This is a genomic window from Pseudomonas sp. SMV7 (assembly GCF_052041995.1).
GTDB lineage: Bacteria > Pseudomonadota > Gammaproteobacteria > Pseudomonadales > Pseudomonadaceae > Aquipseudomonas.
Genome location: NZ_JBKGGT010000027.1, coordinates 44,710 through 57,942 on the forward strand (window position 1 = coordinate 44,710; position 13,233 = coordinate 57,942).

The 13,233-nt window shown below is 61.3% G+C and carries 12 protein-coding genes and 2 tRNA genes; 1 reads left to right on the plus strand and 13 read right to left on the minus strand.

The window, feature by feature from the left end; translation table 11 throughout:
* Nucleotides 1-55 precede the first annotated feature (55 nt).
* The 9 genes from rimP to rlmE all read right to left on the minus strand — a co-directional run bounded on the left by rimP (nt 56) and on the right by rlmE (nt 7,104).
* Nucleotides 56-514 (minus strand): ribosome maturation factor RimP, encoded by a 459-nt coding sequence (gene rimP / locus ACLEJP_RS23785; RefSeq protein ID WP_003249960.1) that lies wholly within the window; start codon nt 512-514, stop codon nt 56-58.
* 130 nt (nt 515-644) lie between these two features.
* Nucleotides 645-721, minus strand: a tRNA-Met gene (locus ACLEJP_RS23790).
* A gap of 100 nt (nt 722-821) precedes the next feature.
* Nucleotides 822-907: transfer RNA gene (locus ACLEJP_RS23795), tRNA-Leu, on the minus strand.
* Between the two features lie 21 nt (nt 908-928).
* Nucleotides 929-1,327, minus strand: a complete 399-nt coding sequence (secG, locus tag ACLEJP_RS23800; RefSeq protein WP_170032748.1) for a preprotein translocase subunit SecG — start codon at nt 1,325-1,327, stop codon at nt 929-931.
* 4 nt (nt 1,328-1,331) lie between these two features.
* Nucleotides 1,332-2,087 (minus strand): triose-phosphate isomerase, encoded by a 756-nt coding sequence (tpiA, locus tag ACLEJP_RS23805; protein WP_225779315.1) that lies wholly within the window; start codon nt 2,085-2,087, stop codon nt 1,332-1,334.
* 65 nt (nt 2,088-2,152) lie between these two features.
* On the minus strand, nt 2,153-3,493 hold the full coding sequence (gene glmM / locus ACLEJP_RS23810) for a phosphoglucosamine mutase (protein ID WP_225779316.1): 1,341 nt from the start codon (nt 3,491-3,493) through the stop codon (nt 2,153-2,155).
* A gap of 16 nt (nt 3,494-3,509) precedes the next feature.
* On the minus strand, nt 3,510-4,361 hold the full coding sequence (gene folP, locus ACLEJP_RS23815; protein ID WP_440810458.1) for a dihydropteroate synthase: 852 nt from the start codon (nt 4,359-4,361) through the stop codon (nt 3,510-3,512).
* A gap of 8 nt (nt 4,362-4,369) precedes the next feature.
* Nucleotides 4,370-6,274, minus strand: coding sequence for an ATP-dependent zinc metalloprotease FtsH (gene ftsH, locus ACLEJP_RS23820; protein WP_440810459.1), 1,905 nt, complete (start codon nt 6,272-6,274; stop codon nt 4,370-4,372).
* Nucleotides 6,275-6,477: 203 nt separating this feature from the next.
* Nucleotides 6,478-7,104, minus strand: coding sequence for a 23S rRNA (uridine(2552)-2'-O)-methyltransferase RlmE (gene rlmE / locus ACLEJP_RS23825; RefSeq protein ID WP_025340705.1), 627 nt, complete (start codon nt 7,102-7,104; stop codon nt 6,478-6,480).
* Nucleotides 7,105-7,206: 102 nt separating this feature from the next.
* Between rlmE and yhbY the strand changes: the two genes are divergently transcribed.
* Nucleotides 7,207-7,515 (plus strand): ribosome assembly RNA-binding protein YhbY, encoded by a 309-nt coding sequence (gene yhbY, locus ACLEJP_RS23830; protein ID WP_003249945.1) that lies wholly within the window; start codon nt 7,207-7,209, stop codon nt 7,513-7,515.
* A gap of 144 nt (nt 7,516-7,659) precedes the next feature.
* On the opposite strand, the gene ACLEJP_RS23835 is transcribed toward yhbY, so the two are convergent.
* From ACLEJP_RS23835 to carA, 4 genes are all read right to left on the minus strand, one after another.
* On the minus strand, nt 7,660-8,100 hold the full coding sequence (locus tag ACLEJP_RS23835) for an MFS transporter (protein WP_289131209.1): 441 nt from the start codon (nt 8,098-8,100) through the stop codon (nt 7,660-7,662).
* Nucleotides 8,078-8,560, minus strand: a complete 483-nt coding sequence (greA, locus tag ACLEJP_RS23840) for a transcription elongation factor GreA (protein ID WP_046613135.1) — start codon at nt 8,558-8,560, stop codon at nt 8,078-8,080. The genes ACLEJP_RS23835 and greA overlap by 23 nt, the downstream gene beginning before the upstream one ends.
* Complete coding sequence (gene carB / locus ACLEJP_RS23845; RefSeq protein ID WP_015271865.1) at nt 8,557-11,778, minus strand: carbamoyl-phosphate synthase large subunit; 3,222 nt, start codon at nt 11,776-11,778, stop codon at nt 8,557-8,559. The genes greA and carB overlap by 4 nt, the downstream gene beginning before the upstream one ends.
* A gap of 105 nt (nt 11,779-11,883) precedes the next feature.
* The gene (gene carA, locus ACLEJP_RS23850) at nt 11,884-13,020 is read right to left on the minus strand and encodes a glutamine-hydrolyzing carbamoyl-phosphate synthase small subunit (RefSeq protein ID WP_013974294.1); all 1,137 of its coding nucleotides are present in this window, start codon (nt 13,018-13,020) and stop codon (nt 11,884-11,886) included.
* Nucleotides 13,021-13,233: the final 213 nt, after the last annotated feature.

Sequence of the window (13,233 nt, forward strand, 5' to 3'; positions counted from 1 at the left end):
CGCCTCGCCTTGCGCAAGCCATTGGGCCCGGATAGTCCGCCGGGCCCGGCACGTCTCAGTCAAAACTGGGAATAATATTGGCCTTGTCGATCGAGTCGATCGGCAACAGGAATTCTTGATTGTCCACCTGGACCACCACGTCCTGCTCCTCCACACCGCGGAGAAGGCCCTGGAAGTTACGACGACCCTCGAAGGGTGAGCGCAGCTTGATCTTCACTTGTTCGCCGGCATGCGAGGCAAACTGTTCCAGAGTGAACAGTGGGCGATCCATGCCTGGAGAAGACACCTCGAGGGTGTACTCACTGCTGATCGGATCTTCTACGTCGAGGATTGCGCTGGCCTGACGGCTGACCGCTTCGCAGTCGTCCACCAGGATGCCGCCTTCCTTGTCGATGTAGATGCGCAGTACCGAATGCTTACCCTGGGAAACGTATTCGATCCCCCAGCATTGATAGCCCAGACCCTCGACAACCGGGGCCAACAAGGCCTGCAACTGTTCTAGCTTGCTCGACACCTGAACCCCCTCGTGCATGCTGTGCAAATAAAAAATGGGCAAAGCGCCCATCCCTGAAAGCGCCGTTGGACAACGACGCCGAAAACTGTTCGGTTAGCAAAAAGCCCCTGAAAAGGGGCTCCGCTGAAGCTGGTTGCGGGGGCTGGATTTGAACCAACGACCTTCGGGTTATGAGCCCGACGAGCTACCAAGCTGCTCCACCCCGCGACAAAGCTGGGGCAAAAGTATAAGACCGAACCCTCTCAAGGGTCAAATCCGAACCTTCACCTGCAAGAAAGCCCGCTAAAGCGGGCTCTCAAGCTTTAATTGGTACCGAGAAGGGGACTCGAACCCCTACACCCTATGGGCACAACCACCTCAAGGTTGCGTGTCTACCAATTCCACCACCTCGGCAATACTACTACTTGAAACCCGTTACTTCTGCTCTTGTGCCGGAGGAGGTACATCACCAGTGTTAGTGGTGGTTTCGCTCTTCTGCTGCTGGAGCACCGGTACATCATCATTAACTGCCGGTTTCTGCGGCTCTTTCACTTCTAGCACTGCTGGATCTGGAAGACCTGCTTGGCTAAGCTGGTGAGCTTGTTGCTTCGCGAAGTATCCTAACCCAAGTGCTGTCAAAAAGAAAGTGGCAGCGAGTACAGCAGTTAATTTACTCAGGAAGGTTGCAGAACCCTGGCTCCCGAACACGGTATTTGAAGCACCCGCGCCGAAAGATGCACCTGCTTCCGCACCCTTACCCTGTTGCAACAGAACCAGCACTACAAGCGACAGCGCTGCCAACAGATGAAAAACAACGATGACTGTTTCCAGCATTTGTTCAGTTTCCTGCGGCGCGACAAATTGCACCGAATTCGTCTGCGTTCAGGGAAGCTCCACCAATGAGCCCCCCATCGATATCCGGCATGCCGAACAGTTCGGCCGCATTGGCCGCCTTCACGCTGCCGCCGTAGAGCAGCTGCACCTTCGCAGCCACTTCAGCATCTTCTGCCGCCAGCTGGCCGCGAATGGCGGCATGCACATCCTGGGCCTGCTGTGGCGTGGCCGTAAGGCCTGTGCCGATGGCCCATACAGGCTCATAGGCAATTACTGCATTGGCAAAAGCTTTAACACCGAAGGCTTCGATGATACTGCTTAGTTGACGCCCGACAACTTCGAGCGTTTTGCCGGCCTCGCGCTCTTCAAGGGTTTCCCCGATGCAAAGCACTGGCTTCAAACCTTTGGCCTGAGCGGCTGCAAACTTGCGATTGAGCACTTCGTCAGTTTCACCAATAAGCTGGCGGCGCTCCGAATGACCAATCAGAACCAACTTGCAACCCGCTTCAACCAGCTGTTCCGGAGCAACTTCCCCGGTCAGCGCACCCTGTTCGGGCTGTATTGCAGAATTCTGTGCGCCGACGATGATTCCCTTATCTGCCAGACCATCGATCACCTGATTGATGAACAAGGCCGGTGGGAACACCGCGACTTCCACTCCGCTCGGCAAGGCCAGATTTCTCAAGCCTTCGGTCAGCTCAGCGACGCTAGCGCGGGTACCGTGCATCTTCCAGTTACCAGCTACCATGGGGCGACGCATGCTTTACCTCGTCGGTCAAAGTGGGCGCAGATAGTACCCAACCCTATCTGCGCTGGCAAGCGCCTTCAGACACAAACTTCGCCGACCAGTTTGGCCAACGCTTCGGCATGGGCACGCACCTGGCTTTCGTCTTCACCCTCGACCATGACCCGCACCAGAGGCTCGGTACCGGATTTGCGCAGCAGCACGCGACCACGGCCAGCCAACGCTTCGGTCACCTTGGCACTGGCTTCCTTGACCGACGGGTGCTGCAGCGGGTCGACCTTGCTGGCACCATAACGCACGTTGATCAGCACCTGTGGGCACTTGCGCAGGGCCTGACGGGCCTGGGCCAAAGTTTCGCCACGGCGCTTGAGCGCCATCAGCACCTGCAGCGCGGCAATGATTGCATCACCCGTAGTGGTGTGGTTGCAGCAAACGACGTGCCCCGAGTTTTCACCCCCGACCAGCCACTCACGCTCCAGCAGCTCGGCCATGACGTAACGGTCGCCGACCTTGGCCCGCACGAACGGGATTTCCAGGTCCTTCAGCGCAAGCTCCAGACCCAGGTTGCTCATCAGCGTACCCACCACGCCGCCCTGCAGCTTGCCACGGTCCTGCAAGTCGCGGGCAATGATGAACAGCAGCTCGTCACCGTCGACGATGGCGCCAGTGTGGTCGACCATCAGCACCCGGTCGCCGTCACCGTCGAAAGCGATACCCAGGTCGGCATGCCCTACCAGCACAGCGGCCTGCAGCGATTCGATATGGGTCGAACCGCAGTTTTCATTGATGTTCAGCCCGTCCGGCTGCGCATGCAGCACGGTCACCTCGGCACCCAGCTCGCGGAACACGCTTGGCGCAACCTTGTAGGTGGCACCATGGGCGCAATCGACCACCAGCTTGAGTCCATCGAAGCTGGTGCTGCTGGGCACGCTGCTCTTGCAGAACTCGATGTAGCGACCTGCTGCATCGTTGATGCGCGACACCTTGCCCAGTTTGCTCGACTCGACCACGGTCATCGGCTGGTCGAGCAGCTCTTCGATCATCAGCTCGACTTCGTCAGGCAGCTTGGTCCCCTGGCCCGAGAAGAACTTGATGCCGTTGTCATCGTGCGGGTTGTGCGAGGCACTGATGACGATACCGGCTTCGGCGTGGAAGGTACGCGTCAGGTAGGCGATGGCCGGCGTCGGCATAGGCCCGAGCAGCATCACGTCGGCCCCCGCCGCAGACAGGCCAGCTTCGAGCGCGGACTCGAACATGTAGCCGGAGATCCGCGTGTCCTTGCCCACCAGCACCCGGCAGTGGCCCTGCTTGCGGAACGCCATGCCGGCTGCCCAGCCGAGCTTCAGCATGAAGTCGGGCGTGATCGGGTATTCGCCGACGCGGCCACGAATGCCGTCGGTACCAAAGTATTTTCTGCTCATAGGGACTCCAATGTTCTTATTCGGCGTTTTGCACCGCAGCGATCATGCGCACCACATCAACGGTTTCGGCCACGTCATGGACACGCAGGATGCTCGCCCCCTTGGTCATGGCCAACGCCGCCAGCGCCAGGCTGCCGTACAACCGCTCGCCGACCGGACGTTCCAGCGTCTGGCCGATCATGCTCTTTCGTGACACACCCACAAGTAGCGGGCGCCCCAGGCGATAGAGCGCTTCCATATGCTTGAACAGGCTGAGGTTGTGCGCCAGCGTCTTGGCGAAACCAAAGCCCGGGTCAAGGATGATTCTGTTTGCATCGATGCCCGCCGCAGCGCAGGCGACCATCCGCTGTTCAAGGTAGCGCGTGACGTCGACGGTCACATCTTCGTACTGCGGGTCGTCCTGCATGTTCCCCGGCTCGCCGCGCATGTGCATGAGACACACCGGCAGCCCCGTGTCCGCAGCGGCATCCAGCGCGCCATCGCGCTCCAGGGCCCGCACGTCATTGATCAGCCCGGCACCGAGACGCGCGGCTTCACGCATGACCGCCGGCGTGGAGGTATCGACCGAGATGACCACGTCAAGGCGGCTGTTGATGGCCTCGACCATGGGGGCCACGCGCTCCAGCTCCTCGGTCACCGACACCGCGCGCGCGCCTGGCCGCGTGGACTCACCGCCGATGTCGATCAGCGTAGCACCAGCGGCAACCATCGCTTCGGCATGGCGCAGCGCCTCGTCGCGCTGGTTGAAGCGCCCACCGTCGGAGAAGGAGTCGGGGGTGACGTTGAGAATACCCATGACATGGGTACGCGACAAATCAAGAACCCGGTTGCCGCAAGGCAACCGGGTCGGGTACTGCACTGAGCTCATAGGTGCCCTTAGTGTTGAGCCGCTGGACCGCCGATCGGCGATTCTGGGCGATCACCCTGGGCGGCAGGCTTGCCCGAAGCCGAGTCATCATCCCAGTCGCGCGGTTCGCGAGGGGTACGGCCGGCCATGATATCGTCAATCTGCTCGGCGTCGATGGTCTCGTATTTCATCAAGGCCTCGGCCATGGCATCAAGCTTGTCACGGTTTTCGGTAAGCAACTGCTTGGCCGTGGCATAGCACTGGTCGATGATGCTGCGCACTTCCGAGTCGATCAGCTTGGCGGTTTCGCCGGAAACGCTGGCGTGCTGGCTGGCGGCACTGCGGCCCAGGAACACCTCGCCTTCTTCCTCGGCGTACATCAGTGGGCCGAGTTTTTCCGACAGGCCCCACTTGGTCACCATGTTGCGGGCGATCTGGCTGGCACGCATGATGTCGTTGGACGCGCCGGTGGTGACACCGTCGAAGCCCAGGGTCATTTCCTCGGCGATACGACCGCCGTACAGCGAGCAGATCTGGCTGATCAAGGCGCGCTTGGACAGGCTGTAGCGGTCCTCTTCCGGCAGGAACATGGTCACGCCCAGGGCACGGCCACGCGGGATGATCGACACCTTGTAGACCGGATCGTGCTCGGGCACCAGGCGACCGACGATGGCGTGACCAGCCTCATGGTAGGCGGTGTTCTGCTTTTCTTTCTCGGACATGACCATGGTCTTGCGCTCGGCGCCCATCATGATCTTGTCCTTGGCCAGCTCGAACTCTTTCATTTCGACCAGGCGCTTGTTGGAACGCGCGGCAAACAGCGAGGCCTCGTTGACCAGGTTGGCCAGGTCGGCGCCGGAGAAACCAGGGGTACCACGGGCAATGACCGCCGGGTTGACGTTCTCGCCGACCGGCACCTTGCGCATGTGCACCTTGAGGATCTGTTCGCGGCCGCGGATGTCCGGCAGGCCGACCACCACCTGGCGGTCGAAGCGGCCCGGGCGCAGCAGCGCCGGGTCGAGCACGTCCGGACGGTTGGTGGCGGCAATGACGATGATGCCATCGTTCATTTCGAAGCCGTCCATCTCCACCAGCAACTGGTTGAGGGTTTGCTCACGCTCGTCGTGACCACCGCCCATGCCGGCGCCACGGTGGCGACCAACGGCGTCGATCTCGTCGATGAAGATGATGCAGGGGGCGTGCTTCTTGGCCTGCTCGAACATGTCGCGCACACGGCTGGCACCGACACCCACGAACATTTCCACGAAGTCAGAACCGGAAATGGTAAAGAACGGCACCTTCGCCTCGCCAGCGATGGCCTTGGCCAGCAGCGTCTTGCCGGTACCGGGTGGGCCAACCATCAGCACACCACGGGGGATACGGCCACCCAGGCGCTGGAACTTGCCCGGGTCGCGCAGAAACTCGACCAGCTCACCAACCTCTTCCTTGGCTTCGTCACAGCCCGCGACGTCAGCCAACGTGGTCTTGACCTGGTCTTCGGACAGCAGGCGCGCCTTGCTCTTGCCGAAGCTCATCGGCCCGCCCTTGCCGCCCGCACCACCTTGCATCTGGCGCATGAAGAACATGAACACGGCGATGATCACCAGGATCGGGAAGCTGGCTACCAGCAACTGGGTCCAGATGCTCTGCTGCTCGGGCTGCTTGCCTTCGATGATGACGTGGTTATCGACCAGATCACCGATCAGGCCATTGTCGGTAATGGCCGGACGCACGGTCTTGAAGTTGTCACCGTCGGCGCGCTTGCCGGTAATGATGTAGCCATCGACGGTCACGCGCTCGACCTTGCCATCCTTGACCTGCTGGATGAAGTCGGAATAGTTGAGGGTCTGCGGCTCGTTAGGGCTGGAGAAGTTGTTCATCACCGTCACCAGGACAGCTGCGATGATCAACCACAGGATCAGATTCTTTGCCATGTCGTTCAATTCGCTACCCTCTGAGGTCGGCGCACGACGCAGCCGTTCCTCGCATGATATTCATCGCCCTAACTTACTACATTACCTACGCAGACGCAGGCACCGTCTGTAACCCTTTGTGAAAGCTAGACTACACGAAGTTCGGACGATCCTGGCGCGGCGGCCGATTGGAAATAACTATCGGCCACCCCGCTTGAAACCTTTCACGCCCCTTTGAAACCCCTGCCCAGCAGGTACTGCTCACGGGAACGGTCCCGCGACGACGATGGCTTGCGCATCTGCACCTTGTCGAATTTGCTGCGCACGTCCTTGAGGTATACGTCAAAGCCCTCGCCCTGGAAGATCTTGATCAGGAAGTCGCCGCCGGGCTTTAGCACGCGGGTTGCCAGATCGAGGGCCAGCTCGCAGAGGAACATCGCCCGCGGCATGTCCACTGCGGGCGTACCACTCATATTGGGGGCCATGTCGGAAATCACAAGGTCCACGTGCGAATCGCCGACCGCCTCGAGGATGCGCTGCAGCACCTCGTCGTGGGTGAAATCGCCCTGGATGAAGGTCACGTCGGGGATCGAGTCCATCTCCAGAATGTCGGATGCAATCAGCCGACCTTGGCCACCAATCAGACGACTGGTCACCTGCGACCAGCCGCCGGGAGCAGCGCCGAGGTCGATCACGCTCATGCCTGGGCGGATCAGCCGGTCCTTTTCCTGGATCTCCAGCAGTTTGTAGCTCGCACGCGAGCGGTAGCCGTCCTTTTGCGCCTGCTTCACAAAAGGATCGTTGAAATGTTCACGCAGCCAGTTGGCGCTGCTTTTGGAACGTTGTACCACGGGGCACCTCGATGATATGCGTCGTGATTGACTGGGCGGAGCCGGTGGCCCTCGGGTAAAATGCCGGTCAATTTTACAGAATCAGACGGAAAGGGTCAGATTATGCCGCTCAATAACGAGCAGAAGAAGCAATACAAGTCCATTGGTCATGACCTGAAGCCGGTCCTGATCGTTGCTGGTAATGGTTTGAATGAAGGCGTCATTGCCGAACTGGAGCGTGCCCTGGTCGACCACGAGCTGATCAAGGTCGAGATTCGTTCGGAAGACCGCGAAGAGCGCGCCGAGACCATTGCCGAACTGTGCAAGGCCGGCCGTGCCGAGCTGGTGCAGACCATCGGCAAGAAGGCCCTGATCTACCGCAAGAACCCGCAGCCGAACAAGCAGCTGTCCAACATCCACCGCTACAAGTAACGGCAAAGGGGCTGCTGCGCAGCCCATCGCGACACAAGGCCGCTCCCACAGCGATTGCGCTGTGCCGCAGGTCGGTGCAATCCCTGTGGGAGCGGCCTTGTGTTGCGAAAGGGCCGCGAAGCGGCCCCAGCGATCTCGAACTGTTTAGCGGCGCACCTTGACCGGCACCGGCTGGGCCACCAGCACGATGCCGGAAAAACCCAGCACCAGGAAACAGAACATCTGCCAGCGCTCGCCAACAGAGATGCCGTAGCGCAAGGTGTAATACCCCACGCAAGCACCAAGGCCGAGCAACAGCATCTGGCCCCGGAACTGCCGCCACCAGGCTGCCAGGCCGTCCACCCTGGCCAGCACGGCCAACTGGATCAGCAGGCCAAGCATCGCCACACCGATCAACCAGCGGTCGATCTGCCCGGCGATGTCCTGCACCAGCAGCGGCGCCAGGCCACTGACCTTGAGCGCAGGCACCAACCCGACGTGGAACACCCACAGGCCACCGACCCAGAAGACCTGGGCCAGCTGCCAGAGGATCCCCTCGAGGGATGGCGCCCGCAGGCGCCGGTCAGATGTGTTTGACTTCGACAATCTCGTACTCGACCGTACCGTTTGGCGTCTTCACGACAACGGTATCCCCTTCTTCCTTGCCAATGATGGCACGGGCGATCGGGGCACTGTTCGACAGCTTGCCTTTCTTCACGTCAGCTTCATCTTCGCCAACGATCTGGTAGGTCACTTCATCATCGGTTTCGGTGTTGGCCAGCACTACGGTAGTGCCGAAAATCACCTTGCCGGTGTGAGCAATGGTGGTCACGTCGATCACCACCGAGTTCTGCAGGCGCCCTTCGATATCGCGGATCCGCGCCTCGACCATGCCCTGCTCTTCACGCGCGGCGTGGTATTCGGCGTTTTCCTTCAGGTCACCCAGCTCGCGCGCTTCACCAATGGCCTGGCTCAGGCGCGGGCGCTCGGTCTTGCTCAGGAACAGCAGTTCCTCTTCCAGGGCGCGAGCGCCCTGGACGGTCATCGGGTACTTGGTAATGCTCATGCTTTCAATCCTGCGTGCAGATCCTGCAGGCGACGAACGGTCTTTTCCGGACCGAATTTCAGCGCCTCGCAGATGGCTTCACCGGCCGCAATGGTGGTGGTGCAGTAAATCTTGTGCTGCAGCGCATTGCGACGAATCGAGTAGGAATCGGCGATCGACTGGCGGCCTTCGGTGGTGTTGATGATCAGCGACACCTCGTCGTTCTTGATCATGTCGACCACGTGCGGACGACCTTCGGTCACCTTGTTCACACGGCGCACTTTCAGGCCAGCCGCTTCGATAACCTTGGCGGTGCCGGCAGTAGCGACCACTTCGAAGCCAAGGGCGATCAGGTCGCGGGCAACGCCAGCCACTTGCGGCTTGTCGTCGTCGCGCACGCTGATGAACGCGGTACCGCCGGTCGGCAGCACTTCGCTGGCACCCATCTGGGCCTTGGCGAAGGCTTCACCGAAGCTGTCACCGACACCCATGACTTCACCGGTCGATTTCATCTCAGGGCCGAGGATCGGGTCAACCCCCGGGAACTTGGCGAACGGGAAGACGGCTTCCTTGACGCTGTAGAAGTTGGGGATGATTTCCTGGGTGAAGCCCAGCTCTTTCAGGGTTTTGCCGGCCATGACGCGGGCTGCGATCATCGCCAGGGAGGTGCCGATGCACTTGGACACGAACGGCACGGTACGCGAGGCGCGCGGGTTGACTTCGATCACGTAGATCTTGTCGCCCTGCAGGGCCAGCTGCACGTTCATCAGGCCGACCACGCCCAGCTCCAGGGCCATTTTCTTGACCTGTACGCGGACTTCGTCCTGCACTTCCTTGCTCAGCGAGTAAGGTGGCAGCGAGCATGCCGAGTCGCCGGAGTGAACGCCGGCCTGCTCGATGTGCTGCATGATGGCGCCGATCACCACGTCGGTACCGTCGCACACCGCATCCACGTCCATCTCGATGGCGCAATTGAGGAAGTGGTCGAGCAGTACCGGGCTGTCGTTCGACACCTGTACGGCTTCACGCAGGTAGCGCTTGAGCTCGTCCAGTTCGTAGACGATTTCCATGGCGCGGCCACCGAGCACGTAGGACGGACGCACCACCAGCGGGTAGCCGATGCCGCCAGCAGCGCTGATGGCTTCTTCTTCGCTGCGTACGGTAGCGTTTGGCGGCTGCAGCAGGTTCAGGCGCTGCACCATCTGCTGGAAGCGCTCACGGTCTTCGGCGCGGTCGATGGCATCCGGGCTGGTGCCGATGATCGGTACGCCGGCTTCTTCCAGGGCGCGGGCCAGTTTCAGCGGGGTCTGGCCACCGTAGTGGACGATCACGCCTTTCGGCTTCTCGACGCGGCACACTTCCAGCACGTCTTCCAGGGTCAGCGGCTCGAAGTACAGGCGGTCGGAGGTGTCGTAGTCGGTGGAGACGGTTTCCGGGTTGCAGTTGACCATGATGGTCTCGTAACCGTCTTCACGCAGCGCCAGCGCGGCATGTACGCAGCAGTAGTCGAACTCGATACCCTGGCCGATACGGTTGGGGCCGCCACCCAGGATCATGATCTTGTCGCGGGTCGACGGGTTGGCCTCGCACTCTTCCTCGTAGGTGGAGTACAGGTAGGCGGTGTCGGTGGCGAACTCGGCAGCGCAGGTGTCGACGCGCTTGTACACCGGGAACACTTCCAGCTTGTGGCGGTGACGGCGCAGGTTCTTGTCGGTGATGCCCAGCAGCTTGGCCAGGCGCTGGTCGGAGAAGCCCTTGCGCTTGAGGCGCAGCATGTAGTCCTTGTCGATCGACGACAGGGCCAGGGTCTTGACCTTCTCTTCTTCCTTGATCAGGTCTTCCATTTGCACCAGGAACCACATGTCGATGCCGGTCAGGTCGAAGATCTGCTCGCAGGTCATGCCGGCGCGCATGGCATCGGCCACGTACCAGATACGCTCGGCGCCCGGTACGGTCAGCTCGCGCTTGAGGATGCTGCTGGCTTCAGGGTTGGCCAGGTCGACTTTCGGGTCGAGGCCGCAGGCACCGACTTCCAGGCCGCGCAGGGCTTTCTGCAGGGACTCCTGGAAGGTACGGCCGATGGCCATGACTTCACCCACGGATTTCATCTGGGTGGTCAGGCGGGCGTCGGCTTTCGGGAACTTCTCGAAGGCGAAGCGCGGCAGCTTGGTGACGACGTAGTCGATCGACGGTTCGAAGGACGCCGGGGTGCGGCCGCCGGTGATGTCGTTCTGCAACTCGTCGAGGGTGTAGCCGACTGCCAGCTTGGCGGCGATCTTGGCGATCGGGAAGCCGGTGGCCTTGGAGGCCAGTGCCGAGGAACGCGATACGCGCGGGTTCATCTCGATCACGACCATGCGGCCGGTGTTCGGGCAGATACCGAACTGCACGTTGGAACCGCCGGTTTCCACACCGATCTCACGCAGCACCGCCAGCGAGGCGTTGCGCATGATCTGGTATTCCTTGTCGGTCAGGGTCTGCGCCGGGGCAACGGTGATCGAGTCGCCGGTGTGCACGCCCATCGGGTCGAAGTTCTCGATCGAGCAGACGATGATGCAGTTGTCCTTCTTGTCGCGGACCACCTCCATCTCGTATTCCTTCCAGCCGATCAGCGATTCGTCGATCAGCAGTTCCTTGGTCGGCGACAGGTCCAGACCACGGGCGCAGATTTCTTCGAACTCTTCACGGTTGTAGGCGATGCCGCCACCGGTGCCGCCCATGGTGAACGACGGACGGATGATGCACGGGAAGCCCAGGCGCTCGAGCACCGCATTGGCTTCTTCCATGCTGTGGGCGATACCGGAGCGCGGGCACTCCAGGCCGATGTCCTTCATCGCCTTGTCGAAGCGCGAGCGGTCTTCGGCCTTGTCGATGGTGTCGGCGTTGGCACCGATCATTTCCACGCCGAACTTTTCCAGAACGCCGTGGCGCTCCAGGTCCAGGGCGCAGTTCAGCGCGGTCTGGCCACCCATGGTCGGCAGCAGCGCGTCAGGGCGCTCTTTCTCGATGATCTTGGCCACCGACTGCCACTTGATCGGCTCGATGTAGGTGGCGTCGGCCATGGCCGGGTCGGTCATGATGGTGGCCGGGTTGGAGTTCACCAGGATGACGCGGAAACCTTCCTCGCGCAGGGCTTTACAGGCCTGGGCGCCGGAGTAGTCGAACTCGCAGGCCTGGCCGATCACGATCGGGCCGGCGCCGAGAATCAGGATGCTTTTGATGTCTGTACGTTTTGGCATGGTTGTCACTCAAATCCGGGGTCAGTCGGCAAGCCGCCTTGAACAATCTGGGTCAGGCGCTTCCGGGCGCGGCGCGAGCCGGCCCGGGGCCTTGAAGCAGGATGCTCAGCGGCGCTTGGCCATGGCATCGATGAAACGATCGAACAGCGGCGCGACATCGGTCGGGCCAGGGCTCGCTTCAGGGTGACCCTGGAAGCTGAACGCGCTCTTGTCGGTGCGCTCGATACCCTGCAGGGTGCCGTCGAACAGCGACTTGTGGATGGCGCGGACGTTGCCCGGCAGGGTGGCCTCGTCGACGGCAAAGCCGTGGTTCTGGCTGGTGATCATGACCACGCCGGTATCCAGGTCCTGCACCGGGTGGTTGGCACCGTGGTGGCCGTGGCCCATCTTCACGGTCTTGGCGCCGGAGGCCAGGGCCAGCAACTGGTGGCCGAGGCAGATGCCGAACACCGGGATCTCGGTCTCGAGGATTTCCTTGATCGCCTGGATGGCGTAGTCGCACGGCTCGGGGTCGCCAGGGCCGTTGGACAGGAACACGCCGTCCGGGTTGAGTGCCAGCACTTCGCTGGCCGGGGTCTGGGCCGGCACCACGGTCACGCGGCAGCCACGGGCGACCAGCATGCGCAGGATGTTCAGCTTGACGCCGTAGTCGAAGGCGACCACGTGGTACGGCAGGTCGGCGGCTTCGATGGTCGGGTGGCTGTCGGTTTTCAGCTCCCACACGCTGGAGCGCCACTCGTAGCGTTCCTTGGTGGAAACGACCTTGGCCAGGTCCATGCCCTTCAGGCCCGGGAAGGCACGGGCAGCGGCGATGGCGGCTTCTTCGCTGATGTTGTCACCGGCGAGGATGCAACCGTTCTGGGCGCCCTTTTCACGCAGGATTCGGGTCAGGCGACGGGTGTCGATGCCGGCGATGGCGACGACGTTGTTGGCCTTGAGGTACTCAGGCAGCGACTGGGTGTTACGCCAGTTGCTGGCCAGCAGCGGCAGGTCACGGATGACCAGGCCGGCGGACCAGACGCGGTTCGACTCGGCGTCTTCCGGGGTAGTACCGGTGTTGCCGATGTGCGGGTAGGTCAGGGTAACGATTTGCTGCGCATAGGAAGGGTCTGTAAGGATTTCCTGGTAGCCGGTCATAGCGGTGTTGAAAACCACCTCACCAACGGTCTGACCGTCGGCACCGATGGCTTCACCGCGGAAAATACTGCCGTCGGCAAGGGCGAGTATGGCTGGCTTTGTCAAGAAGACCTCCCGTTAATCAAGCATGAAAGGGCGATCGCAGGTTGCAAAAAAGCGGAGTGACGTATGGACACGTCACCCCGCTTTCATGTGCTGAATTCAATTCGCTGCGCGCTTTTAGTGGACACACTAAAGCTGTAGCTTACAGAAAAGTGCGTTTTCGGTCTACCGCAGATGTGCCTCTAAAACACATCAATGCGACAGGCTGACATCGGC

Excerpts from the sequence above, each read along its gene's own strand:
- greA (WP_046613135.1), bottom strand. The coding sequence starts at position 8,560 with ATGAGCATTACCAAGTACCCGATGACCGTCCAGGGCGCTCGCGCCCTG.
- secG (WP_170032748.1), bottom strand. The coding sequence starts at position 1,327 with ATGCTGGAAACAGTCATCGTTGTTTTTCATCTGTTGGCAGCGCTGTCG.
- yhbY (WP_003249945.1), top strand. The coding sequence starts at position 7,207 with ATGCCGCTCAATAACGAGCAGAAGAAGCAATACAAGTCCATTGGTCAT.
- glmM (WP_225779316.1), bottom strand. The coding sequence starts at position 3,493 with ATGAGCAGAAAATACTTTGGTACCGACGGCATTCGTGGCCGCGTCGGC.
- carB (WP_015271865.1), bottom strand. The coding sequence starts at position 11,778 with ATGCCAAAACGTACAGACATCAAAAGCATCCTGATTCTCGGCGCCGGC.
- folP (WP_440810458.1), bottom strand. The coding sequence starts at position 4,361 with ATGAGCTCAGTGCAGTACCCGACCCGGTTGCCTTGCGGCAACCGGGTT.
- tpiA (WP_225779315.1), bottom strand. The coding sequence starts at position 2,087 with ATGCGTCGCCCCATGGTAGCTGGTAACTGGAAGATGCACGGTACCCGC.
- ftsH (WP_440810459.1), bottom strand. The coding sequence starts at position 6,274 with ATGGCAAAGAATCTGATCCTGTGGTTGATCATCGCAGCTGTCCTGGTG.